This window comes from Sphingomonas sp. PEI4 (genome assembly GCF_056679955.1).
In genome coordinates, this window is record NZ_CM155258.1 from 1,278,143 (window position 1) to 1,302,044 (window position 23,902).

General features: G+C 65.2%; 18 protein-coding genes. 11 read left to right on the top strand and 7 right to left on the bottom strand.

Annotation, left to right across the window (positions count from 1 at the left end; all coding sequences use genetic code 11):
• Nucleotides 1-15: 15 nt before the first annotated feature.
• The gene (locus AC1MLZ_RS05735) at nucleotides 16-1,029 is read right to left on the bottom strand and encodes a zinc-binding alcohol dehydrogenase family protein (RefSeq protein WP_480960791.1); all 1,014 of its coding nucleotides are present in this window, start codon (nucleotides 1,027-1,029) and stop codon (nucleotides 16-18) included.
• Between the two features lie 512 nt (nucleotides 1,030-1,541).
• On the opposite strand from AC1MLZ_RS05735, the gene AC1MLZ_RS05740 reads away from it, so the two are divergent.
• The 3 genes from AC1MLZ_RS05740 (at nucleotide 1,542) to AC1MLZ_RS05750 (ending at nucleotide 4,212) form a co-directional block, all read left to right on the top strand.
• Nucleotides 1,542-2,147, top strand: coding sequence for a sulfite oxidase-like oxidoreductase (locus AC1MLZ_RS05740; RefSeq protein WP_480960792.1), 606 nt, complete (start codon nucleotides 1,542-1,544; stop codon nucleotides 2,145-2,147).
• On the top strand, nucleotides 2,140-2,886 hold the full coding sequence (locus AC1MLZ_RS05745) for a ferredoxin reductase (protein WP_480960793.1): 747 nt from the start codon (nucleotides 2,140-2,142) through the stop codon (nucleotides 2,884-2,886). Before AC1MLZ_RS05740 ends, AC1MLZ_RS05745 begins: the two co-directional genes overlap by 8 nt.
• 174 nt (nucleotides 2,887-3,060) lie before the next feature.
• Entirely contained in the window at nucleotides 3,061-4,212 is a 1,152-nt protein-coding gene (locus tag AC1MLZ_RS05750; protein ID WP_480960794.1) for an epoxide hydrolase family protein, read from the top strand.
• Nucleotides 4,213-4,370: 158 nt separating this feature from the next.
• Here the strand turns inward: AC1MLZ_RS05750 and lysA are convergent, their stop codons facing one another.
• The 5 genes from lysA to AC1MLZ_RS05775 form a co-directional block, all read right to left on the bottom strand.
• Nucleotides 4,371-5,603: a diaminopimelate decarboxylase gene (lysA, locus tag AC1MLZ_RS05755; RefSeq protein ID WP_480960795.1), complete on the bottom strand. Its 1,233-nt coding sequence runs from the start codon at nucleotides 5,601-5,603 to the stop codon at nucleotides 4,371-4,373.
• Nucleotides 5,600-5,887 (bottom strand): hypothetical protein, encoded by a 288-nt coding sequence (locus tag AC1MLZ_RS05760; RefSeq protein ID WP_480960796.1) that lies wholly within the window; start codon nucleotides 5,885-5,887, stop codon nucleotides 5,600-5,602. The genes lysA and AC1MLZ_RS05760 overlap by 4 nt, the downstream gene beginning before the upstream one ends.
• Nucleotides 5,884-6,396: a class I SAM-dependent methyltransferase gene (locus AC1MLZ_RS05765; RefSeq protein ID WP_480960797.1), complete on the bottom strand. Its 513-nt coding sequence runs from the start codon at nucleotides 6,394-6,396 to the stop codon at nucleotides 5,884-5,886. Before AC1MLZ_RS05765 ends, AC1MLZ_RS05760 begins: the two co-directional genes overlap by 4 nt.
• A 13-nt stretch (nucleotides 6,397-6,409) precedes the next feature.
• The gene (locus AC1MLZ_RS05770) at nucleotides 6,410-6,673 is read right to left on the bottom strand and encodes a hypothetical protein (protein WP_480960798.1); all 264 of its coding nucleotides are present in this window, start codon (nucleotides 6,671-6,673) and stop codon (nucleotides 6,410-6,412) included.
• Between the two features lie 137 nt (nucleotides 6,674-6,810).
• Nucleotides 6,811-8,304 (bottom strand): MFS transporter, encoded by a 1,494-nt coding sequence (locus tag AC1MLZ_RS05775; protein ID WP_480960799.1) that lies wholly within the window; start codon nucleotides 8,302-8,304, stop codon nucleotides 6,811-6,813.
• 124 nt (nucleotides 8,305-8,428) lie between these two features.
• On the opposite strand from AC1MLZ_RS05775, the gene AC1MLZ_RS05780 reads away from it, so the two are divergent.
• Nucleotides 8,429-9,121, top strand: coding sequence for a DUF6445 family protein (locus tag AC1MLZ_RS05780; protein ID WP_480960800.1), 693 nt, complete (start codon nucleotides 8,429-8,431; stop codon nucleotides 9,119-9,121).
• Nucleotides 9,122-9,285: 164 nt separating this feature from the next.
• Here AC1MLZ_RS05780 and AC1MLZ_RS05785 read toward each other — a convergent pair whose 3' ends face one another.
• Nucleotides 9,286-10,308, bottom strand: a complete 1,023-nt coding sequence (locus AC1MLZ_RS05785; RefSeq protein ID WP_480960801.1) for a LacI family DNA-binding transcriptional regulator — start codon at nucleotides 10,306-10,308, stop codon at nucleotides 9,286-9,288.
• 200 nt (nucleotides 10,309-10,508) lie between these two features.
• Between AC1MLZ_RS05785 and AC1MLZ_RS05790 the strand changes: the two genes are divergently transcribed.
• From AC1MLZ_RS05790 to AC1MLZ_RS05820, 7 genes are all read left to right on the top strand, one after another.
• Nucleotides 10,509-13,460, top strand: a complete 2,952-nt coding sequence (locus AC1MLZ_RS05790) for a TonB-dependent receptor (RefSeq protein ID WP_480960802.1) — start codon at nucleotides 10,509-10,511, stop codon at nucleotides 13,458-13,460.
• 250 nt (nucleotides 13,461-13,710) lie between these two features.
• Complete coding sequence (locus tag AC1MLZ_RS05795) at nucleotides 13,711-15,225, top strand: tryptophan halogenase family protein (protein ID WP_480960803.1); 1,515 nt, start codon at nucleotides 13,711-13,713, stop codon at nucleotides 15,223-15,225.
• Nucleotides 15,222-17,024 carry an alpha-amylase family glycosyl hydrolase gene (locus AC1MLZ_RS05800; RefSeq protein WP_480960804.1) on the top strand — a complete coding sequence of 601 codons (1,803 nt, stop codon included), beginning with the start codon at nucleotides 15,222-15,224 and terminating at the stop codon, nucleotides 17,022-17,024. Before AC1MLZ_RS05795 ends, AC1MLZ_RS05800 begins: the two co-directional genes overlap by 4 nt.
• Nucleotides 17,024-18,637 carry an alpha-amylase family glycosyl hydrolase gene (locus tag AC1MLZ_RS05805; protein WP_480960805.1) on the top strand — a complete coding sequence of 538 codons (1,614 nt, stop codon included), beginning with the start codon at nucleotides 17,024-17,026 and terminating at the stop codon, nucleotides 18,635-18,637. Before AC1MLZ_RS05800 ends, AC1MLZ_RS05805 begins: the two co-directional genes overlap by 1 nt.
• Before the next feature lie 53 nt (nucleotides 18,638-18,690).
• On the top strand, nucleotides 18,691-20,166 hold the full coding sequence (locus tag AC1MLZ_RS05810; protein ID WP_480961471.1) for a tryptophan halogenase family protein: 1,476 nt from the start codon (nucleotides 18,691-18,693) through the stop codon (nucleotides 20,164-20,166).
• On the top strand, nucleotides 20,163-22,697 hold the full coding sequence (locus tag AC1MLZ_RS05815) for a glycoside hydrolase family 31 protein (RefSeq protein WP_480960806.1): 2,535 nt from the start codon (nucleotides 20,163-20,165) through the stop codon (nucleotides 22,695-22,697). The genes AC1MLZ_RS05810 and AC1MLZ_RS05815 overlap by 4 nt, the downstream gene beginning before the upstream one ends.
• A gap of 453 nt (nucleotides 22,698-23,150) precedes the next feature.
• A complete protein-coding gene (locus tag AC1MLZ_RS05820; RefSeq protein WP_480960807.1) occupies nucleotides 23,151-23,747 on the top strand; it encodes an alpha/beta hydrolase in 597 nt (198 codons plus the stop codon).
• Nucleotides 23,748-23,902 lie beyond the last annotated feature (155 nt).

Below are 23,902 nucleotides of genomic sequence, written 5' to 3' on the forward strand. Positions count from 1 at the left end.
GATGTTTGGCGATCGTCAGAAACCTTCGAGGGCGATCTTGCCTCTTGTCGTGCCGCTCTCGATCAACGCGTGCGCGGTCTTCAGATTGGCGGCATTGATCGGCGACAGTGTCCGGGTCAGCGTCGTACGGATCTTGCCGTCGTCGACCAGCACGGCCAGCGCATCGAGGATCTCGCCCTGCTCGTTCATGTCGGGCGTGCCGTAGATCGACCGTGTGAACATCAGTTCATGATGGATCGACACCGCCTTGCGCTTGAAGAGCATGATATCGAGCGCGGTGGGATCGTCGATCAGCGCGAACCGTCCTTGCGGGGCGATAAGTTCGGCGATGTCGGCGACATGCTGATCGGTATGCGAGATCGAAAAGACGAAGGCGGGCGCGCCGATGCCAAGCGCGGCGATCTGTGCCGTGAGCGGCCGGGAATGGTCGATGACGTGGTGAGCACCGAGCCCCCTCACCCATGCCTCGGTTTCCGGTCGAGAGGCGGTGGTGATGACGGTGAGGTCCGTGCATTGTCGCGCGATCTGGATGGCGATCGACCCGACTCCGCCCGCGCCACCGACGATGAGGATCGCCGGCGCCGCGCCGGGGACGGGCTTCGCCACGTCCAGGCGATCGAACATCGCCTCCCAGGCCGCCAACGCCGTCAGCGGCAACGCCCCCGCTTCCGCCCAGTCGAGCGACGCAGGCTTGCGGCCGACGATGCGGGCATCGACGAGATGGAATTCCGCATTGGTGCCGGGCCTCAGGAGCGATCCGGCGTAATAGACCTCGTCCCCTGTCGCGAACTGAGTCACCTCGGGACCAACCTCGCGTACGATCCCGGCGGCATCCCATCCCAGCACCTTCCAATCGCCATCGGCGGGCGGTGTGCTGCTGCGGATCTTGTAGTCGACCGGGTTGACCGAGACCGCCTTCACCTCGACCAGGACATCGTATCCTGTCGCAACGGGCCTAGGCAACGCGATGTCGACCAGTGCGGCATCCCCGCCAATGGGTCCCGGAACCTTGTAACCAACGGCTTTCATAAATGGCTCCAGCTTGCTGTATCCAAAAGTGTTGATCGATCAAATCGACACTTTTTAAGAATTACACTTGCGGTTCAGGGTTTTCGTCCGCCAGACTATGAATGTATGCTCGGTGCAATTCCAATAGCTGCTGAACATAGTTTCCATACCTTATACCCCAGGGCGCACTTATTTACTTCGGAGGTAAACCAGCCGAAGAATTGAGAATGCCGCCTACTCGTTTCCACGAAACGTTCGATGAGCTGGGAACGACGAAATTATTCAGCTACGTTATTGCAAAGCTATAGAAACTATAGCGACAAGGCATTGGAAAATCAGACTGGCCTGACGCTATAACCATGTGCAACCATGGCGCCTCGGAGTGAACCAGATCATAGCTGTTCTGACAGAGCATCCGGTGGTTCGATTTTCAGTCAGCCGGTCCCGCTCGGCGGTTGCGCGCGCAAGGATCTTGCACGAGGTTCTAAAGTGAAGCCGGTTCCGGTGTGTCTTAACAAGCAAGGGGATTCGCAATGGTCACCAGAGGATTTACCGGCCGCGGCGCGGGCGGCGACCAGTCGAACCGGATTCCGCCGGGCCAGCATCTCGTGGAGGATTTCCCCGTCCTGTCTGCCGGTCCCACGCCGCACGTGGAACCGTCCGATTGGAAATTCACGGTCAAGATCGGTCCGAAGCCCGTCAAAGTCTGGAATTGGACCGAATTCAACGCGCTGCCGAAGACGAATGTGACTCGGGACATCCACTGCGTCACCTCATGGTCCAAGCTGGATACCAGCTGGGAGGGCGTACTCATCGAAGACATCCTTGCAGATGCAGGGCTCGATCGGCCCACCGATTTCGTGTTGGCGCACTGCTACGATAAATACTCGACGAACGTGCCGCTTGCGGACCTTCTCTCCGGGAAGGCGATGGTCGCCCTCACCTATGCGGGCAAGCCGCTTTCGCGCGATCACGGAGGACCTGCGCGCCTTCTGGTTCCGCATCTCTACTTTTGGAAGTCCGCCAAATGGGTGAATGCGCTGCAATTCACGACGCGTGACGAGGCGGGATTCTGGGAGGGGCACGGCTACCATATCTACGGCGATCCGTGGCGTGAGCAGCGATACACCAATGATTGAGGGCGGCGCGCAAACCGTGTCGTGGCAGTCGTGCGTGATCGAGGATATCGTCCAGCAGACACCGAGCATCAAGAGCGTCTTCCTGCGCTTGAGCAAACCGTTCGCGTACATCGCTGGTCAGCACGTCGATGTCCGGCTGACCGCGCCCGATGGCTACAGCGCGATGCGCAGCTACTCGATCGCCTCGGCGGCAACCTCGTCCCCAACCATCGAGCTTGCGATCGAGCGCTTGGCGGATGGCGAAGTCTCGTCGTTCTTTCACGATGTCGCGGCGATCGGCGACGAAATCGAGCTTCGTGGTCCGCTCGGCGGCCATTTCCTATGGCCGGACCCTGCGGTGGACGCAGTGTTGTTGATCGGGGCAGGCTCCGGCGTCGTGCCGTTGATGGCGATGATCCGGCACCGCCGCACGCTGTCCCCGGCCGTGCCGACGGCGCTGCTCCTGTCCGCACGGACCGCTGAAGACGTTCTCTTTTCGGAAGAACTTCATGCCATCGAGATCAGCGACGCGGCATTCGTCCTGGCGTTGGCGATCACGCGCGAAGCACCGATCCGGCCATCAGATTTCGGACGACGGATCGACAGCGTGATGGTCCAGGACGTCGTGGCCCGGCTTCACCGAAAGCCCGCACAAGTCTTCGTTTGCGGATCCAACGGTTTCGTCAACATCGCGACCGAGGGCGCGCTGCAGGCCGGTCTGGACGCCTCCATCATCAAAACCGAGCGCTACGGTGGCTAGCGGCGACTTCGCGTTGCGGGAACCAAGGACGTGCAGCGCAAGCATGGTTCGATGTCAGCCACTCGTTCCGCGCACCCGATCGCTCGACTCATCTGGTAAGGTGGCGGAAGCTGCGAGCGGCAGTCGAACAACAATCATGGTCGAGATACAGGCGATCAAAGCTTGGAGACAGTGATGCCGCCCGTTCCATTTACGATAGACGTGCCGGACGCTGCGATCGGAGACCTGCGGAACCGGCTCTCCGCGATACGCTGGCCGCGCTCGATCGACGATGAAAGCTGGGACGATGGCGCAAGCCTCTCCTTCATGCGCCGCCTCGCTGACCATTGGCTGAACCGGTTCGACTGGCGACTGCAGGAACGACGGCTAAACCAGCTGCCGCAGTTCATGGCTACGATCAGCGATCAGGACATCCACTTCGTACATCGACGTGGCGTTGGCCCCAGCCCGATTCCCATCGTCATCACGCATGGCTGGCCGGGGTCGTTCGTCGAGATGGAACAGTTGATCCCGCTACTCGCCGATCCGGGCGCACACGGCGGCGATCCCGCCGATGCCTTCCACGTCGTCGTGCCATCGCTGCCCGGCTACGGCTTCTCGCCCGCGCCGACGAAAGGCGGCATCAGTTCGCGGGAGATCGCGGTGCTGTGGCGCAAGCTCATGGCCGAACTCGGCTACCACAGCTTCGCCGCGCAGGGCGGCGACATCGGCGCAGGGGTATCCGTTTGGCTGGCACGGCTGTTCCCCGACATCATCCGCGGCATCCATCTGAACTTCATCCCGGGCAGTTACCGACCTCCGGCAGGTGCCGACGCCGCGCCGGTCACAGGCCAGGAACAGGCGTTTCTCGATCACGTCGCGCAATGGTCTGCGCAGGAGGGAGCCTATGCGGCCCTCCAAGGCACGAAACCCCAGACGCTGTCGTTCTCGCTCACGGATTCCCCCATCGGGCTCGCGGCCTGGATGACGGAGAAGTTCAGGTCCTGGACCGACTGCGACGGGGACCTCGAAAGCGTGATCCCGCTCGATGACCTGCTGACCGATGTTTCGCTGTATTGGTTCGGCGACTCCCTCGCTGGATCGCTCAGGCTCTACAAAGAAAACCGGTTGCGACCGCTCGCGTTCGAACAGGGTGAGCGCGTCAAACCACCGCTTGGCGTATCGGTGTTTCCGCGCGAGATCGCCATGCCACCGCGGTCTTGGGTGGAGCGAGTCTTCGACGTGCAACGCTGGACCGAATTGCCGGCCGGCGGGCATTTCGCCGCGCTGGAGAAACCGGACCTGCTCGCGGCTGAAATGCGGGCGTTTTTTCGACCGTTTCGATAGTTGACGTAACGCTGAATGCGCTCAATGATTTGGCCGAGCCGTCCAAGATCCAATTGACGAGCTGTTCCAGTTATGGACGTTGAGGACCCCCTGCCCGCATCCCGGACATTGGTTCACACCGTCCGATCAGTGCGGGCCGAGCCGTCTAAGCGCCGTGTCTATGCCGCGAACTCATCGGGCAGATAGCGGTCGGCTACGATCTCGAATCGATCGCCATCGACCAGCACCTGCGGGCTGAGCGCGCGGCAGTTATAGGTTGACGCCATCGCCGCGCCGTACGCGCCGGTCGCGTGCAGCACGGCCAGATCGCCGCGCCGCACACGATCGATATCGCGACCAACCGCGAACACGTCCCCACTCTCGCAGACCGGGCCGGCGATGTTGGCGAGCATGCGCTCGCCGTCCGGCGCTACCGCTTCGAACCGGTGGAAGGCATCGTACAGCGCCGGTCGCGCCAGGTCGTTCATGGCGGCATCGACGATGACGAACGGATGGTCCGCACCGGGTTTCACCCAGATCACCCGGGTCATCAGCACACCGGCGAGCCCCGCGATCACCCGGCCCGGCTCGAACGTCAGTTCGACGTTCCAGGTGCGAGTGACCCTCGCGACCATCTTCGCATAGGCGTCCAGCGTCGGGACAACGTCGTCAGCGCGATAGGGTATGCCGAGGCCGCCGCCGAGATCGACGCGGCTGACGACGTGCCCACGCGCGCGCAGGTCCGTCACGAGCCGACCAATCCGATCATAGGCATCTTCCAGCGGCGCGAGATCGCGCAGCTGGCTGCCGATATGCAACGCCACGCCGACCAGATCGAGACCGTCGAGCCTGGACAGGCTATCGTACATTGCAGGGACGTCGGCGATCGCCACGCCGAACTTGTTTCCACGCCGTCCCGTCGAGATCTTGGCATGCGTGCCGCCATCGACGTCGGGATTGACGCGTAGCACCGCGGTAGCGCGCCTGCCCCGCGCATGGGCCAGCGCGGCGAGCACTTCGCCCTCCTCCTCCAGTTCAATATTGAACTGCCCGACACCAGCCGCCAGCGCGTCGGCGAGTTCGCGGTCGCTCTTGCCGACACCCGAAAAGACGATGTCCGACGCCGCGATCCCCGCGTCGAGCGCGCGCCGCATCTCCCCGCCCGAAACGATGTCGGCGCCGAAGCCGCACCCGGCCAGCAGGTGTAACACCGCGCCGTTCGGGTTCGCCTTGACGGCAAACGCGACGCGTACCCGCGGCAAGATCGACAGCGCCGATTTGAACCGGTGCGCCGCATCGCGAAGCGCGGCGGCGGAATAGACGTGGACCGGCGTCCCCACCGCTTCGGCGATGACGGGCAGCGGCACGCCCTCGGCGCACAGGACGCCGTCCCGCGGATCGAAATAGGTCATGAGTGTTCGGTGTCCTGCCATGAGGAATGCGGCGGATCGGACCGTGGGCGGGTGCGACGGCGCCGTACGGCGTGGATCGCTTCTGCGGTATGGCCGTGTCCACGACGTTCGGCCCGCAGCGCCACCACGACACGCTTCCCGTTGATCATCAGCGTCAGGCCGAGCAGCGCGATCGGAAACAGGAGCATGCCGAGCGCCGACCCGTTCGTCGCCGCCGCGGAAACGCAGGCACCGACGGCCAGCATCAGGCCGATCCCACGCCAGACGATATCCCGCTTCGTCATGCTGCGATCCTTCCACCATGTGAGCCGGCATCGTCGTCGATGACGATCCGCCCGGCGTTGCGCAGCGCAAGCGCCGCTTCCGGACGCTGATACCGTGCGAGGTCGTGGCAGATCACGATGTCGGCAGGCAGGTCATGCTCCGCGCGCAACGCGACGACCGGATCCGCCACCTCGAAGTCCATGCCGATCGCCGGATCGGCGGCGCGGTTCGCCGCGGCCCGTGCGCGACCGATCGACAGCGGCGATCGATCGATCCCATGTCCTTCGATCGCGGTGAAGCCAAGCCGCCTCGCCTCCCGCACAGCATGCAGCAGGAGCGCCCCGGCACCACAATCGGCATCGACGATCCGCACCGCGTACCGGCCGCTTGTCCGCAAGGCGGACAAGGCAGCCTGGATCCGCGGCCAGCGCAGATCATGGGCAACCACCTTCGCGAGCCGCGACGGACCGGGCGGCTCAATCGCGCCCACGATTGCGCACGACCGGACGGGTAGAGCATGAACGTTCATCGCTGTTCCTCCCTCATGCCGCACGCGGCAGCGCGCGCTCGTCGCGACCGACGGGAGCAAAGGAGACGAGCGGCGTGAGCGGCACGTCGGCGATCTCTATGCTGGCATGGTAGATGTCCCGCTCGGCCTGTGCGTAGCTCATGGCGGCACCGTAGGAGATGAACCGGCCCTCCAGGGTACGCCGGCTGTCCTGTACCAGCCAGTGGCCCGCCCGGTCCTGGCCAACATAAATGACGAGCCCGGTAGGATCGGGCTCCGATATGGTTTCAGACGACATTTCGCCCAAGTGCCTTTCGCATCACGAGCGTCATGCCCGCCCCCTGAACTTGCGGCGGGCGACATAGCGTTTCGAGATCGATCGACGCAGATCGCATAGCGGCGGCATAGCGTTGCACTCGCCTCAGCGCGTTTCAGTCATTCAGACGTAATTTCAGGGACCCGCAGCATCGCCAGCGCTGCCAAGGTCAACACGACCGCCGCGAACGCCATTGTCCAGATCGGTTCGGTCGGGAAGAACGCCTTCAGCACAGAGCCCATCAGCGTCGCGACCAGCAACTGCGGGAGGACGATGAAGATGTTGAACAGGCCCATGTAGATGCCGAGCTTGGTTTGGGGCAGGCTGGACGCGAGGATCGCATAGGGCATGGCGAGGATCGACGCCCAGGCGATGCCGATGCCGACTTCGCTGACGATCAGCAGCGTCGGGTCGCGCACTACCAGAAAGCTCGCGAAGCCCGCCGCGCCGCAGAGAAGGCACGCGATGTGGGTCTTAACGCGGCCGATCCGCTTCGCCAGCCGGGGCAGTATCAGCAAGGCGACCAGCGCCGCGACCGCGTTGTAGACCGCGAACAGCACGCCGACCCAGTCGCTGCCGGCATTGTATGCGGCACTCGTCGCGTCGCTCGATCCGTACATATATTGCGCGACAACGGGTGTGCTGAAAATCCACATGATGAACAGCGCCGACCAGCTGAAGAACTGGACGAGCGCGAGACGTTTCATCACGTCGGGCATGTCGCCGAAATCGCCGACGATCTGGCTCAGCGCGTTGTCGGTATTGCCGCCGCGCGCGAGCACGATGGCGACGAGGCTGGCGACGCCGAACGCGACGAGTAGCCCGCCGAGCAGGTACACTTCCTTCTGCAACGCGAGTTCGGGGACCGCGACGATCACCGCTATGCCGGCGACGATCCAGGCAATGCTGGTTGCGAAGCCGCGACTGGCGAGCGCGCGGACCGGTGCGGGCAGTGCCTCACCCGCGTCGCGCTCGGCGAACGACGCCATCTCCGCGGGGCTGTATTCGCGCGTGTTGCCGACCGTCCACAGGACTGCGAGCAGCAGTGCCGCGCCGCCGAACCAGAAGCTGTAGCGCACCGTGTCGGGCACGCCCGCCAGCGCATCGCCCGACACGCCGAGATGCGCGAGCACGAACGGAAAGATCGAGCCGACGACCGCGCCGGCGCCGATGAACGCGGTCTGGAGCGCATAGCCGGCGGTGTGCTGATCTTTCCGCAACATGTCGCCGACGAACGCGCGGAACGGCTCCATCGAGACGTTGACCGAGGCATCGAGCACCCACAATGTCAGCGCGGCGAGCCACAGCATCCTGGCCTCGGGCATCACGAACAGCGCGAGCGCGGCGAGTACGGCACCGGCGAAGAAATAGGGGCGGCGGCGGCCGAAGCGCGTCCAGGTGCGATCGCTGTAATGACCGATGATCGGCTGGACGAGCAGCCCGGTCAGCGGTGCGGCGACCCATAGATAGGAGAGGTCGTCGAGCGATCCGCCGAGCGTCTGGAAGATCCGGCTCATATTGGCGTTCTGCAGCGCGAAGCCGATCTGGATGCCGAAAAAGCCGAAGCTGATATTCCACAGGCCGGCAAAGCCCTGGACTGGTTTCTCGGTCAAAACGCGGCTCTCCTGTCGGCCGTCGCTTGTCTGCACGACGATCCTGTGGGTGCGGCTTGACGCCAAGCGGCTGTCGAAACAACCATGCATACGAATACCTTGCCCTGTCGCGCACCCGCGCGGCATGAAGGCCGGAATGACCGACACGCCGAAAACCACGCTGCATCTCCAGGGCCGGGAGCAGCGTCCGCTGGTCGCGATCGACGATTTCTGGCCCGATCCGGACGCGCTGCGCGAGGATGCGGCAAGTTTGCGGATGACCGCGATCGGCCCGCATTATCCCGGTGTCCGTGCCGAGGTACCACCTCGCCTGGCAGAGACGATGCGCCGCCGGATCGCGCCGTTGCTGGCGGAGCATTTCGATCTCGATCCGGCGCCGGCGGTGTCGGAGGCGTATTATTCGCTTGTTACCACGGCGCCTGCCGATCTGGCGCCGATCCAGCGGCTGCCGCATTTCGATGGCGTGGAGCCGCAGCGGATCGCGGTGTTGCTGTTCCTGGGGCATGACGAGCAAGGCGGCACTGCCTTTTACCGGCAGCGGTCGACCGGGTTCGAGAGCGTCGATGCGTCGCGGCTCGATCGGTTCAAGACGGCGTTGGAAGCGGGCGTTCAGAAGTTTGGGGTGCCGGAAGCGTCCTACATTGCCGGCGACACGGCGTTGTATGAGTGTGTCGGGGTCCAGCCGGCGCGCTTCAACCGGGCGCTCGTCTATGCGGGGAATACGCTGCACTGTGCGTATCTGCCGCCTGAGGTGATGCTGAGTTCGGCCCCCTTGGCGGGGCGGCTGACGCTGAATCTCTTCCTGTTCGACGACTGAGCGCGCCTGCTCATTCCGCGGGGCCATTCGATCCTCCCCCGCCAGGGGGAGGTGGCGCCGAAGGTGACGGAGGGGGAGGTTACGCAACAGTGGTTGCTCATGCCGCCCCCTCCGTCAGGCTGACGCCTGCCACCTCCCCCTGGCGGGGGAGGATCGTTGTTGCACTACGCCCCGCTGCTCGCGCGGATCACCAGTCGGGTTGGCAGGGGGGCGTCTTCAGAAACTTCGCCGCGCAGTCTCGCCAGCAGCGTCCGCACCAGCGCCTCCCCCGCCCGGCGCGCATCCTGCGTGACGGTCGTCAGCGGCGGGTTGGTGAGTTGCGCGGACGCGATGTCGTCGAAGCCGACGATCGCGACGTCATCCGGGATCGCTCGCCCCGCCGCCGCGAGTGCGCGCATCGCGCCGATCGCGATGCTGTCGCTGGCGGCGAAGATCGCGTCATACTCGGCACCGCGCCGCGCGAGTTCGGCGACCGCGTCCTGCCCGGCATCCTCGGTGGTGATCGCATCGACCTGCAGCGCATCGTCCACCGCGAACCCAGCCGCCTCCAGCGCGTCGCGATATCCGCGGTAGCGGTCCTCGATTTCGGGATACCGTCCGTCGGCCGTGCCCAGGAACGCGATCCTGCGGCGCCCGCGCGCGATCAGGTGCGCGGTCGCCGTCTCGCCCCCGCCGCGATTGTCCGAGCCGACCGTGATCCCCGCGGGCCCGGTGCCGACCGCGCCCCAGCGAACCACCTTGGTCCCCTGTTCGGTCAGGTGATCGAGGCGCGCACGATAGGCCTCGTAGTCGCCATAGCCGAGCAGGATGATGCCATCGGCCTTGCGGCTGTCCTGGTAATCGACGTGCCAGTCGCCGGACAATTGCTGGAACGAGATCAGCAGATCGTACCCGGCGCGTGCGCAGGCATGCGTGATCGAGCCGAGCATCGACAGGAAGAACGGGTTGATGGTGGAATCGTCTTCGGCGGGCTCCTCGAAGAACAGCAGCGCCAGCGTGTTCGCCGATTGGCTGCGCAGCGACGACGCATGTTTGTCGACGGCATAGTGCAGGCTTTGCGCGATCGCCTCGATCCGCTGGCGGGTCTGCGGATTGACCGATTTTGATCCGCGCAGCGCACGCGACACCGTCGGCTGCGACACGCCAGCCAGTTGCGCGATATCGAACGATGTCGGGCGGCGACTCATCACCAGCCCCTTTGCCAACGAGAATGGTCCGGAAGAGACACGGCCTGCATGAAGCAGTGAATACGTATGCCCGTCTCTTTTGCAACGACCTCGCCCGAAATATAGCGGCAGTGCGACACCCGACGCGTCGTCACGACGTCGGGGATACCAAAAAAAGCAATCGAGGATGCGCGGGATTAGTCTCGCCTGAAGGGAATTTCATGAGCCAGTCTATTCCGTTGCGCGCAGGCGCGGCGTTCGGCATTTCCGCGCATAGCCGCCTCGCGCTTCAGGTCAGCGCCACCGCGCTCGCCGCTGCTCTGATGCTGCCCGGTCAAGCTGCGCTTGCGCAAGCGACGCCCAGTACGCCCAACGCCAATTCGACGGCCCCTGCGCAAGTCGATGCAGTCCCGACCGTCGCAGAACCGACGCCGCAGCCTGCCGATGTCGCGCCGGCCGCACCGCAGGACGACGCCGCGGGCGGTGCCGATATCGTCGTCACCGGCATCCGCGCCGGCCTGGAATCTTCCGCCAAGATCAAGCGCCAGTCGGTGCTGATCGTCGACTCGATCTCGGCCGAAGACGTCGGCAAGCTGCCCGATGTATCGATCGCGGACTCGCTCGCCCGCCTCCCCGGCGTCACCGCACAGCGTCTCGAAGGCCGCGACCAGCGCCTGTCGATCCGCGGCCTCGGCCCCGACTTCTCGACCACGCTGCTCAACGGCCGCGAACAGGTCACGACCGGTGACAATCGCGGCGTCGAGTTCGATCAATATCCTTCGGAATTCTTCAAGACCGTCAACGTCTACAAGTCGGCCGACGCCTCGCTGATCGCCGCCGGGATCGCCGGCACGGTCGACCTGCGGATGCTGCGTCCGCTCGACCAGCCCAATCGGATCGTCGCGATCAGCGCGCGCGGCCAGATGAACGGCATCGACAAGCTCAACCCGGACGGCACGCGCTACGGCTATCGCGCGTCGGCGACCTATGTCGACAAGTTCGCCAACGACACGCTCGGCATCGCGATCGGCGTGTCGGCGACGCAGACGCCGTCGCAGAACGAGCGCTACAACGCCTGGGGCTATAGCGGCACCGGCACCACGGCCGATCCGTTCCTCGTCAACGGCGCCAAGCCCTATGTCCAGTCGAACGAACTGAAGCGCTACGGCGGCGTCGCGACGATCGAGTGGCAGCCGTCCGACAGCTTCCATTCGACGTTCGATGCGCTGTATTCGCATTTCGAAGAAACGCAGATCCTGCGCGGTATCGAATTCCCGCTCGCCGGGCAGTTGGCCAGCGCCGGTACGGTCGGCGGCACGACGGTTTCGGGCGTGACGAGCAGCGACGGTTTCGTCACCGACGCGACGTTCGGCAACGTCTTCGGCGTGCAGCGCAACGATTATAACCAGCGCAAGGCGGACAATTACTCGTTCGGCTGGAACAACGATCTCAAGCTGACCGACACGATCCACCTGAACGTCGACGCGAGCTGGAGCCATGCGGATCGCACCGACTTCCTGCTGGAAACCAACACCGGCACCGGCTTCGCCAAGAGCGGCGCGGCCGACACCGTCACGGTCAAGCAGAACGGCAACGGCACCTACACCTTCTCGCCGACGCTGGATTACACCGACACCAACGTCTTCAAGCTGACCGATCCGCAAGGGTGGGGCAACAACGGCACGCAGCAGGTCGTCCAGACGGGCTTCCTCAACCGCCCGAGCTTCAAGGACGATCTGAAGTCGCTGCGCGCGAGCCTCAACGGCGAGTTCTCGAACAGCGTCGTCAAGGGCTGGGAAGCCGGCGGCAATTACAGCCAGCGCAAGAAGACCAGCGCCTACACCTCCTATTTCCTGTGCCCGCCGGGCGGCGGCGTGAACTGCACCGTGGCGAGCGGCTCGCCGCTCAGCAGCACCGTGCCAACCGAGGCACTGCTCGGGACCAACGTCGCGCTCGATTATCTCGGCATCCCGCAGATGCTGACGCTCGACCCGCTGTATCTCTACAACAACACGCTGCAGTCGGCGTTCGACGGCCGGCCGTCCGCGCTGGTGCGCGACAATGTCGTGCTCGAAAAGGTGTGGACCGGCTATGCCAAGGTCACGATCGACGGGCTGGTCGGCGACAAGCCGCTCAAGGGCTCGATCGGTGCGCAGGTCGTGCATTCGGACCAGAGCTCGACCGGACAGATCGCCAGCGTCGTCGGCGGCGCGGTGACGATCGCACCGGTGAAGGAATCGGTGAAATACACCAACTTCCTGCCGTCGGCGACGATGTCGGTCGAGTTGATCCCGCTGGGCTTCGTCAAGGTCGGCGCATCGCGGACGATGGTCCGTCCGCGCCTCGACCAGGAGCGCGTCACGCAGGACGTGGCGATCAACCTGACCAATATCGGCCAGACGCCCGCCGGCCTGTTCCCGGTGTTCACCTCGACCGGCGGCAACGTCAATCTGAAGCCGTACCAGTCGACCAACATCGACCTGTCGTTCGAGAAGTATTTCAGCGGTGGCGGCTATGTCGCGCTGTCGAGCTATTTCAAGCACCTCACCGACTTCGTCGATCCGAACAATTCGCTGCCGTACGACTTCTCGGCGCTGTTGCCGGCGCTGACCGCGGCGCAGCAGGCGCAGGTGATCGCGGCGGGCCAGACGATCGGCAACATCTCGACGCCCGACAATACCGGGCGCGGCGAAGTGCTCGGCGTCGAGGCGACCCTGTCGCTGCCGTTCAGGGCGATCACGTCCGCGCTCGACGGGTTCGGCATGTTCGCGAGCGGCAACTACACGCAGTCGACGATCAAATACGGCAGCAACCCGACCGAGGCGATCACCCTGCCCGGCCTGTCGAAGTGGACCGGCAGCGGCACGATCTATTTCGAGAAATGGGGCTTCCAGGCGCGCGCCAACTATCGCTACCGCTCCAGCTTCCTCGCCGAAGTGGCCGGTCTGTCGGCCAACCCGACCTATCGCACCGCCAAGGCCGAGGCGATCCTGGATGCGCAGATCGGCTATGAGTTCCAGTCGGGGCCGCTTCGCAACTTCGCGATCCTGGCACAGGCGAAGAACCTGACCGACCGGCCGTTCGTGACCTACCAGAACGACGACCCGCGCCAGGTGATCGACTACCAGCGCTATGGCCGTGATTACTATGTCGGCATCACGTACAAGTTCTGACGGAAGAGTTGAGACGTGGCCGCGGGGCAATCCAGTCTGCCCCGCATCAGCCCAACCTGTTCTCCGTCATGCCGGGCTCGTTCCGGCATCCACGGTGCCGCAAAATCGATGGCATTGGGTTTGCGGAACGGTGGTCCCCGGAATTGGTCCGGGGTGACGGAGGGTTGTCGGCCATGTCTCGGTCCAGCAACGCGGCGGTCGATCCGCTACCGTCAGAGAAGCACGACGGTTTGAAAACGGAGCGCAGACGATGGCCGACCAACCCTTGCGCATAGTCATTGCCGGTGGCGGTACCGCCGGCTGGATGGCGGCGGCCACCTTCGCGCGGTTCCTGGAGACGGGGTACGAGATCGACCTGATCGAGTCCGACGAAATCGGAACGGTCGGGGTTGGTGAGGCGACGATCCCCCAGATCCACCTGTTCAACGATGCGCTCGGGCTCGACGAGGACGCGTTTCTGCGCGCCACCGGCGGGACGTTCAAGCTCGGCATCGAGTTCGTCGACTGGTTCAAGCCGGGCCATCGCTACATGCACGCATTCGGCGATGTCGGGCGCGACGTCGGCCTGCTGCCGTTCCACCAATATTGGCTGCGCGCGCGGTCGCTTGGGCTCGCCGGCGATCTCGGCGCCTATTCGCTCAACACGCACGCGGCGCTTGCCGAGCGGATGCAGCGAGGGCCTGCCCGTACCGCCCGCACGCTGCCGTCTATGCCCTACGCCTACCATTTCGATGCGGGGCTCTATGCGCGCTACCTGCGACGCTATTCGGAAACACGGGGCGTCAACCGGATCGAGGGCAAGATCGTCCGCGTCACGCGCGACGGCGAGAGCGGCGACGTCTCCGGGCTGGTGCTCGAGAACGGCACGACCGTCGCCGCCGACCTGTATATCGACTGCACCGGCTTTCGTGGGTTGTTGATCGAGGAGGCGCTCGGCACCGGGTACGAGGACTGGACACACTGGCTGCCGTGCGACCGCGCCATCGCGGTGCCGTCGGCGCGGAGCGAGGCGTTCACGCCGTATACGCGCTCGACCGCGCATGCCGCCGGCTGGCAATGGCGAATCCCGTTGCAGCACCGGACCGGCAACGGCGTTGTCTTCTCCAGCGCGCATATGAGCGAGGACGAGGCGACCGCGACATTGCTCGGGGGGCTCGACACGCCGGCAATGGCGGATCCGCGGACGATCGCGTTCCGCACCGGTCGTCGCAAGCGGATGTGGAACCGCAACGTCATCGCGCTCGGGCTGGCGGCGGGGTTCATGGAACCACTCGAATCGACCAGCATCCACCTGATCCAGTCGGCGATCTCGCGGCTGCTCAAGCTCTTGCCGGGTCGTGTCATCGCCGACGCCGATCGCACCGAGTTCAACCGCCAGAGCGACTTCGAATACGAGCGCATCCGCGACTTCATCATCCTCCACTACAAGGCGACGGAGCGCGACGACACGCCGTTCTGGCGCCAGTGCCGCGACATGGCCGTCCCCGACACGCTCGCCAGGAAGATCGAATTGTGGCGCAGCAACGGACACATCGTCCGCGAGCATGAGGAGCTGTTTACCGAAGTCGGCTGGCTTCAGGTGCTGGCCGGGCAAGGCATCATTCCGGCGGGCCATCATCCATTGGCGGACGCGATATCGACCAGCGACCTGGGGGAATTCATGGACACGATCGACAAGCTGAACGCGCGCGAGGCGGGTCAGATGCAGGATCACGCCGCGTTCGTCGCGCAGCATTGCGCGGCACCGGGAGGGCTCGGCGCATGAGCATCGCCGCCGCCATCCTGCTCGCGCTGTCGGGCACGGCAGCCGTACCGCCCGTCGACTACCGCGCGCGCGCGCCGCAGGACGAGGTGATCTATTTCGTCCTGCCCGATCGGTTCGAGAATGCCGACCCGAGCAACGATCGCGGCGGGATCGCGGGCGATCGGCTCAAGACCGGCTATGATCCGGCCGCGAAGGGCTTCTACCACGGCGGCGATCTGAAGGGCCTGACCAAGCGGCTCGACTATATCCAGCATCTCGGCGCGACGGCGATCTGGCTCGGGCCGATCTTCAAGAACAAGGCGGTGCAGGGCGCACCGGGCCGCGAGTCCGCGGGCTATCACGGATACTGGATCACCGACTTCACGCAGGTCGACCCGCATCTCGGCACCAACGCCGACATGACCGCCTTTGTCGACGCGGCGCACGCGCGCGGGATGAAGGTGTATATGGACATCATCATCAACCACACCGCCGACGTGATCCAGTACCGCGAATGCTCGGTCGGCATGCCCTGCCCGTACCGCGACCGCGCAGCGTATCCGTACCAGCGCAGGGGCGGCGTTGGTGGCAAGGCGATCAATGGCGGGTTCGCCGGCGACGACGTGCGGACCGCGGCGAACTTCGCCAAGCTGACCGACACGACCTATGCGTACACGCCGTACGTGCCCGCCGCGGAACGCACGGTAAAGGTGCCGGCTTGGCTCAACGACCCGATCTATTACCATAATCGCGGCGACACGACTTTCATGAACGAGAGCTCGACGATGGGCGATTTCTCGGGGCTCGACGACATCATGACGGAGAACCCGCGCGTCGTGAGCGGGATGATCGACATCTTCGGATCGTGGATCGACCGGTTCAAGGTCGACGGCTTCCGCATCGACACCGCACGCCACGTGAACCCCGAATTCTGGGCGCAGTTCGTGCCGGCGATGCTGACGCGGGCGCAGGCCAACGGCATCCCGAACTTCCACATCTTCGGCGAAGTCTCGGATCACGAGGTCCGCCCAGCCGTGCTCGCGCAGCATACGATCGTCGACAAGCTGCCCGCGGTGCTCGACTTTGCGTTCCGCCAGGCGGTGGTCGAGACGGTCGCGGGCACGCGCGGCACCGACGCGTTCGAGGCGCTGTTCGACGGCGACGTGCTGTATGCGAAGGGCGCCGACACGGCGGCGATCCTACCGACCTTCACCGGCAACCACGACGACGGCCGTTTCGCCACCTTCGTGCGGAAGGCGTTCCCGCAGGCGTCCGACGAGGACGTGCTGAAGCGCGTGCTGCTGTCTAACGCGATGCTACTGACCTTGCGCGGCGTGCCGACGATCTACTCGGGCGACGAACAGGGGTTCGTCGGCGACGGCAACGACCAGGACGCGCGCGAGGACATGTTCGCGTCGAAGGTCGCGATTTACAACGACAACCGCCTGCTCGGCACGACCAAGACGACCGCGACCGAGAGCTTCGGCGAGACCAATCCACTGTTCCGCCAGACCGCCGAGCTGTCGAACATCCGCGTTGCGCATCCCGCTCTCACGCGGGGCCGGACGGTCATCCGCAGCCGCAGCGAGACGCCGGGCCTGCTTGCCGTCTCGCGCTTCGATCCGACGACGGGTGCGGAAATCCTGATGGCCTTCAACACCTCTGCCAAGCCGCTGACGCAGGCAGTGCAGGTCGAGATCGGCTCCACGCGCTTCGCTACGCTTGCCGGCAAATGCGCGTCCCGCGCTGCCGCTCCCGGCAGCGTCACCATAACCCTGCCCGCGTTCGGCTATGCCGTCTGCGCCGCGGAGACCCGTTGATGCCTGCACGATTGCCTGAGTCCGCTGCCGACCACCCATGGTGGAAGGGCGCGACGATCTACCAGATCTATCCGCGTAGTTTCGCGGACTCGAACGACGACGGGATCGGCGACCTGCCGGGCATCACCGCGCATCTCGATTATGTCGCCAGCCTCGGCGTGGATGCGGTGTGGTTGTCGCCGTTCTTCACCTCGCCGATGGCGGATTTTGGCTATGACGTGTCGGATTACCGCGACGTCGATCCGATCTTCGGCACGCTTGCGGATTTCGACGCGCTGATCGCGCGCGCGCATGCGCTCGGGCTCAAGATCATCATCGACCAGGTCTATTCGCACACCTCGGAGGAGCATGACTGGTTTCGCCGGAGCCGTGCGTCGCGCAGCGGCGACAAGGCGGACTGGTATGTCTGGGCGGATGCCAAGCCCGACGGCACGCCGCCGTCGAACTGGCAGTCGGTGTTCGGCGGCCCCGCCTGGACCTGGGATGCCAGGCGCGGGCAATATTACATGCACAATTTCTTGAAGGACCAACCGCAGCTCAACGGCCACAATCCCGCGGTGCAGGACGAGTTGATCGCGACCGCGCGGTTCTGGCTGGATCGCGGCGTCGACGGGTTCCGCCTTGATGCGATCAACTTCGCGATGCACGACCCGGCGCTCACCGACAATCCGCCCGCGCCCGCGACCAATCGCGCGCGGACGCGATCGTTCGATTTCCAGCTAAAGCTGCACAACCAGAGCCATCCGGACATCGTCGGCTTCATCGAGCGTATCCGCGCGCTGCTCGACGAATATGGCGCCGGGTTCACGGTGGCCGAAGTCGGCGGCGACGACAGCGACCGCGAGATGAAGCTGTTCACCGGCGGCAATGGTCGGCTCAACAGCGCTTACGGCTTCGACTTCCTGTACGCGGACCGGCTGACGCCCGAATTGATCGTCGATGCGGTCGGCAACTGGCCCGATACGCCGGGTCTCGGCTGGCCAAGCTGGGCGTTCGAGAACCACGACGCCCCACGCGCGATCTCGCGCTGGACGACGCCCGACCAGCGCGATGCGTTCGCGCGGATGAAGATCCTGCTGCTCGTCGCGCTGCGCGGCAATATCTTCCTGTACCAGGGCGAAGAGCTGGGGTTGACCCAAGTCGACATTGCGTATGACGACCTGCTCGATCCGGAAGCGATCGCGAACTGGCCACTGACTCTGTCTCGCGACGGCGCTCGCACGCCCATGCCGTGGATCGGCGCGGCGCCCGATCTCGGATTCGGCAGCACCCAGCCGTGGCTGCCGTTCGGCGAGGATCACCGCGCGATCGCGGTCGACGCGCAGGAAGCGGATGCGACGTCGCTGCTGCACTGGACGCGGACGCTGATCGCGGCGCGGAAAGCGCATCCGGCGTTGCGGCTGGGGAGCCTGCGGATCGTGCACAGCGACGATGCGGTGATCGCGTTCGAGCGCGAGTCCGACAACGAAACGCTGCTCTGCGTATTCAACCTCGGCGACGAACCGCGCGGCTGGCCGACCGGCATTGCGACCTACGGCGACATGCTGTTCGCGACCGATGGTGCCGACACGACCATGCTGCCGCCGCTGTCCGGGCTGGTGCTGCGGCGGTGATCGACGGGCTCGGCCAGCACATCGTCATCCTCGGCGGCGGCACCGCCGGGTGGATGACCGCGTGCCTAGTCGCGCATCGCTGGCGCGCGCGCGGCGTTCGCGTGACGCTGGTCGAAAGCCCGGAGATCGGCATCGTCGGCGTCGGCGAAGGATCGACGCCGCAGCTAAAGCATTTCTTCGACACGCTCGGCATCGCCGAAGCCGAGTGGATGCCGGCGTGCGACGCGACCTACAAGCTCGGGATCGGCTTCGAAGGCTGGTCCGACCGTGCCGGGTGCGAGCGCTATTTCCATCCCTTCCCCACCGCGCTCGACGGCCACACCGCGCCGCAGTTCTTCTACAATGCGCGGGCCCGGCGGACGGGGCGCGATGTTCAGGCGCATCCCGACCGGTTCCTGCTGCCCGCGCGCCTTGCCGCTGCGCACTCCGCGCCGCAGCCAGCCGCGAACTTTCCGTTCGAGGTCAGCTACGGCTATCATTTCGACGCGTACAAGGTCGGCGCATTTTTGGCCAAGCACGCGACCGAAACGCTGGGCGTGGTCCACCTCCAGCGCCGGATCGCCAGCGTCGAGCGTGCTCCGAACGGCAACATTGCCGTGCTGATCGACACCAACGGCGAACGTATCTCAGGCGGCTTCTTCATCGACGCCAGTGGGTTTCGCAGCACGATCTTCGGAGCGCTGGACGTGCCGTTCGTGAGCTACGCCGACGCGCTGTTCAACGACCGCGCGGTGGTCATGCCGACCGCGCATGCACCCGGCGCACAGATCCCTAGCCAGACGCGCGCGACCGCGTTGTCGGCAGGCTGGGCGTGGCACATTCCGCTGACCAGCCGCATCGGCAACGGCTATGTCTATTCCAGCCGTCACCTGACCGAAGCGCAGGCCGAAGTGGAATTGCGCACGCATATCGGCGTCGACACCGGCGAAGCGCGCCACCTCAGGATGCGCGTCGGCCGTGTGCGGGACAGCTGGTCGCATAACGCACTTGCCGTCGGGCTGGCACAAGGCTTCCTCGAACCGCTCGAGGCGACCGCGCTGCACCTCGTCATCGCCACCGTCGAAGCGTTCCTCGACGGCGTCGACGCTGGCGGCGCGACCAACGCGGTCCGCACCGCGTTCAACGCGCGCATCGCTGCCCGCTACGACGGCGTCCGCGATTACATCGTCGCGCATTACCGGCTGAACCAGCGCCACGACGATCCGACCGGCTATTGGGCGGAAGCACGCGGCGTGGACGCCCTGTCCGACGACCTGAAGATGCTCATGTCCACCTGGTTCACCGGTGCCGACATGGTTGCGGCAATCGATCGCGCCGGGCTCTCGCGGTATTACTCTGCGATCAGCTGGCACTGCCTGTTCGCCGGCTACGGCACTTTCCCCGACGCTGCGCGGCTCACCCCGCCCGGTGCCGACATCGATCCGGTCGACATGCCGCAGATCGACGATTTCCTGACCCGTTGTGCATCGAATTTCGGGTCGCACGCCTCTCGCCTCCGCCACCTGGCGGACCACAAGGATCACGTATGAAACGCATCGCCCTCCTGCTCGCCGCCACCGCCACCGCGGCCATCTGCAGCACGCCCGTCCAGGCCCAGACGAGCGTCGTCGCAGCGCCAAAGCTGATCCCGAGCCGCGACGGCGTCGAAGTCCAGGTCGGAACGACGGTTACGCGGATCACCGCGATAACGGACGGACTCGTGCGCGTCCGCGTCGCCAAGGACGGCGTGTTCCCCGAGGATGCCAGCTGGGCCGTCCCCGCCGCGATCCGCCACCAAAAGATCGCCGTCACCGCAGCCCCCGACGGCTTCGCCACCGCCAGCGTCCGCGTGCGCGTCGGTGCCGGCGGCGCGATCACCTTCGAGACGCTCGACGGCAAGATCATCTCCGCCGACGCCGCACCTGTTGCGACCGACGGCAAAGCCTTCTCGATCGCCAAGACGCTGCCGATCTCGGAGCATTTCTACGGCTTGGGCGACAAGACGCAGGGCCTCGACCGTCGCGGCCACGGCTTCGTCGACTGGAACACCGACGCGTTCGGGTTCAGCAGCGCGGACGATCCAATCTACAAGTCGATCCCGTTCTTTATCGGCACCGGCGGCGCCGGCGGCAGCTACGGCATCCTGCTCGACAACACGTATCGCACCTGGTTCGACTTCGGCCACCGCGATGCAGAAACGCTGTCGTTCGGCGGCCCCGACGGCCCGATCGACTATTATTTCATCGCCGGGCCATCGATGGCGGAGGTCACCCGGCGCTATGCCGACCTGACCGGCCACGCCCCGCTCGCACCGAAATGGGCGCTCGGCTATCAGCAGTCGCGCTACAGCTATGGCAGCGCCGACGAGGTTCGCCAGATCGCCGCCCGCCTGCGCAGCGACCGTGTGCCGACCGACGTGATCTGGCTCGACATCGGCTATCAGGATCGCAACCGCCCATTCACCACCGACGCCAAGACCTTCCCCGATTTGCCCAAGCTCGCCACCGAAATGAAGGCCGACGGGATCAAGCTGGTCGCGATCACCGATCTCCACATCGCCGCGGTCGAGCAAGGCTATGCGCCGTACCAGAGCGGGATGAAGGCCGACGCGTTCATCAAGAACGCCGATGGCAGCCCCTATGTCGCGCCGGTCTGGCCCGGCCCATCGGTGTTCCCGGACTTCACCAAGACCGCAGCGCGGACCTGGTGGGGCGAGCAGTATAAGGGCTTTCTCGACGCCGGCATCGCAGGATTCTGGAACGACATGAACGAGCCGGCGATCTTCGAGACGCCGACCAAGACGATGCCGCTCGACACCCGCCACCGCATCGACAGCGACGATTTCGCGGCGCGCGTCACCGATCACCGCGAGGCGCACAACGTCTATGGCATGCTCAACACGCGCGCCACGTTCGACGGCCTGCTCAAGCTGCGCCCCGACGAGCGGCCGTTCGTGATGACGCGGGCGAGCTATGCCGGCGGGCAGCGTTATGCGGTTACCTGGACCGGCGACAACAGCGCGACCTGGGATCATCTGAAGCTGTCGGTGCAGCAGATCATCAACCTCGGCCTTTCGGGCTTCGGCTACAGCGCCGCCGACGTCAGCGGGTTCGCAGGCGGCCCGAGCCCCGATCTGCTCACCCGCTGGACCGAGATCGGCGCGTTCACGCCGGTGTTCCGCAACCATTCGGCGACCGGCACGCCGCGCGTCGAGCCTTGGGTCGACGGCCCCGACCACCTCGCGATCCGCCGCCGCTTCATCGAGGAGCGCTACCGGTTGATGCCGTATTTTTACGCGTTGGCCGACCAGAACGCCCGGTTCGGCGATCCGATCATGCGCCCGGTCTTCTACGATTACCCCACCGCCGCGACCGCATCGTGCGACCAGTCGATGGCGTTCACGCTCGGCAAGTCGCTGCTGATCGCCCCGCCGCCAAAGCCTGAATCGCCGCAGACCTATGACGTCTGCCTGCCTGCGGGCGGCTGGTACGACTATTGGACCGGACAGCGCGTCGGCACGCCCGAGCCCGCCGCCGCCGGCCCGATCCAGTCGGCGACGCAAGCCGTGCCGACCGCACGCACGCTGGGCGACCGCGTGACCGAAACACCGCGCCTCGATCACCTGCCCGTGTTCGTCCGCGCCGGCACGATCCTGCCGCGCCAGCCCTTGGTCCAGAGCACGAGCGAAACCCCGAACGGTCCGCTGCGCCTCGACATTTATCCCGGCGCGGATTGCATGGGTACGCTCTACGAGGACGACGGTCGTACCTTGGCGTATACCCGCCGCGGTTATTTTCGCCAGACGGTGCGCTGCACGATCACGGCCACCGGCCTGTCGATCGACTTCGCCAAGCCCGAGGGCGGCTTCAAGCCTTGGTGGAAATCGATCGCCGTCACCGTCCATGGCTGGGATGGCGCCGGCATTGCTAGGATAAGCGGTAAGCCGGCTGACATCCTCCAAGACGCCGCTGCCGGAACGGTTACCGTGGTCGTTCCGCCGATGACGAGGTCCGGCGCGCTATTCCTGCAAGGACGGCCAGCGTCGCTAGAGCAAACGCCGAAATCCGTGCCGGTGCGGTGACGGGATTCTCCCACCTATTGGGCTAGCAAGCTGCTGTCGGGGCGATCAGCGATATGCTGTTTCGCCCGACAGCTATCGGGACGACAGCCTATCGCATCCAGGGGTCAGCACTGCACGGGCACGCCCCCCGGCCCGTTGCGCGCTGACAACGCGCGCGTGAAATACCCTGTCGCCCTATGCGGTCAAGACACGCCAAGCCGCCATCGCCGATCCCCAGCCCCGCAGAGGCGTCAGAGGATTTCGACCAGCGCTTCCTGGCGGTAACGCACCAACCCAAGCACCTGATGAAACAACCGCTATCGCCCGGCGATCTGGCACGCGTTCCGCGCAAGCCGGCGCAATGCCATTGCCTATCGTGTCGATAGGAATATCTTGGTGATCAACACGTTCGGTATCGAGTCGACGCGCCCGACAAGTGGCTCGTAACCGTTATTTCCTCGTGGGAGAGCTGTCATGACCGTCTGGTATCCGGCTTCGATCGATTCCCACCATGCGGTGATCGTCACGGTCAAGGGAGATGCCCTCAGGGCTTCGTCGGTGCCCGCGGTCGAACTGGATCTTGCCAAATTCCAGAGCGGTCGCTGGGCATTGCAGCTCGATGCCGTCCTTGCGCGTCGCCGCGAGCCGGCCGTCATTCTCGCGCAGGGCGTCGCGTGCCTGGCCGTGGCGTGGTGGGCGCAGCTTTCACCGCGATCCTATCTGCAATCGGTCCAAGGCGCGCTGTTCCTGTCGCCGCTCAACGTCGGCTTCGGCCAGGAGGCGACTGCGGCGGCGGCCCGGCATGGGCCTTCGACGCGGCTGCCCTTCCCCTCCGTCGTTGCCAGTGCGTCCTATCCGTTCATCGACAGGCTGTTGGCCCTTGCCGATGGCTGGGGCAGCCATGTCGTCGAGACCGACGCGAATGCCGCGGCGCATCCAACCAACCGACAAGCAGTGCATACCGAAGACACCGCTCGCCTGCTGGAGTTTCTGCCGTTGCTTCAGGGCGCCTCGCCCGATGGTAGACGATCGTCGGATAATGGGGCGCCAGCCGATGCCCTCGCACGATGAGACTCGTTCTACGTCAGCGTAGCGCGGATCCCAGTCTGTGGAGCACGTCCCGCAAAACTTGACGCCCCGCCAGAGCTTCGGCGCCGCGCGTCCCGTCTCCGGCGAGCTCGGTCCCGTTCCGCCCGGCCTTGATCGCGCTGGAACGCACGCAAGGG

What these genes read in the sequence shown, in the direction of transcription:
- AC1MLZ_RS05735 (WP_480960791.1), bottom strand. Translation starts at nt 1,029, where the DNA reads ATGAAAGCCGTTGGTTACAAGGTTCCGGGACCCATTGGCGGGGATGCC.
- AC1MLZ_RS05765 (WP_480960797.1), bottom strand. Translation starts at nt 6,396, where the DNA reads ATGAACGTTCATGCTCTACCCGTCCGGTCGTGCGCAATCGTGGGCGCG.
- AC1MLZ_RS05795 (WP_480960803.1), top strand. Translation starts at nt 13,711, where the DNA reads ATGGCCGACCAACCCTTGCGCATAGTCATTGCCGGTGGCGGTACCGCC.
- lysA (WP_480960795.1), bottom strand. Translation starts at nt 5,603, where the DNA reads ATGACCTATTTCGATCCGCGGGACGGCGTCCTGTGCGCCGAGGGCGTG.
- AC1MLZ_RS05760 (WP_480960796.1), bottom strand. Translation starts at nt 5,887, where the DNA reads ATGACGAAGCGGGATATCGTCTGGCGTGGGATCGGCCTGATGCTGGCC.
- AC1MLZ_RS05815 (WP_480960806.1), top strand. Translation starts at nt 20,163, where the DNA reads ATGAAACGCATCGCCCTCCTGCTCGCCGCCACCGCCACCGCGGCCATC.
- AC1MLZ_RS05750 (WP_480960794.1), top strand. Translation starts at nt 3,061, where the DNA reads ATGCCGCCCGTTCCATTTACGATAGACGTGCCGGACGCTGCGATCGGA.
- AC1MLZ_RS05810 (WP_480961471.1), top strand. Translation starts at nt 18,691, where the DNA reads ATGACCGCGTGCCTAGTCGCGCATCGCTGGCGCGCGCGCGGCGTTCGC.
- AC1MLZ_RS05745 (WP_480960793.1), top strand. Translation starts at nt 2,140, where the DNA reads ATGATTGAGGGCGGCGCGCAAACCGTGTCGTGGCAGTCGTGCGTGATC.
- AC1MLZ_RS05820 (WP_480960807.1), top strand. Translation starts at nt 23,151, where the DNA reads ATGACCGTCTGGTATCCGGCTTCGATCGATTCCCACCATGCGGTGATC.
- AC1MLZ_RS05770 (WP_480960798.1), bottom strand. Translation starts at nt 6,673, where the DNA reads ATGTCGTCTGAAACCATATCGGAGCCCGATCCTACCGGGCTCGTCATT.
- AC1MLZ_RS05780 (WP_480960800.1), top strand. Translation starts at nt 8,429, where the DNA reads ATGAAGGCCGGAATGACCGACACGCCGAAAACCACGCTGCATCTCCAG.
- AC1MLZ_RS05785 (WP_480960801.1), bottom strand. Translation starts at nt 10,308, where the DNA reads ATGAGTCGCCGCCCGACATCGTTCGATATCGCGCAACTGGCTGGCGTG.
- AC1MLZ_RS05740 (WP_480960792.1), top strand. Translation starts at nt 1,542, where the DNA reads ATGGTCACCAGAGGATTTACCGGCCGCGGCGCGGGCGGCGACCAGTCG.
- AC1MLZ_RS05805 (WP_480960805.1), top strand. Translation starts at nt 17,024, where the DNA reads ATGCCTGCACGATTGCCTGAGTCCGCTGCCGACCACCCATGGTGGAAG.
- AC1MLZ_RS05800 (WP_480960804.1), top strand. Translation starts at nt 15,222, where the DNA reads ATGAGCATCGCCGCCGCCATCCTGCTCGCGCTGTCGGGCACGGCAGCC.
- AC1MLZ_RS05790 (WP_480960802.1), top strand. Translation starts at nt 10,509, where the DNA reads ATGAGCCAGTCTATTCCGTTGCGCGCAGGCGCGGCGTTCGGCATTTCC.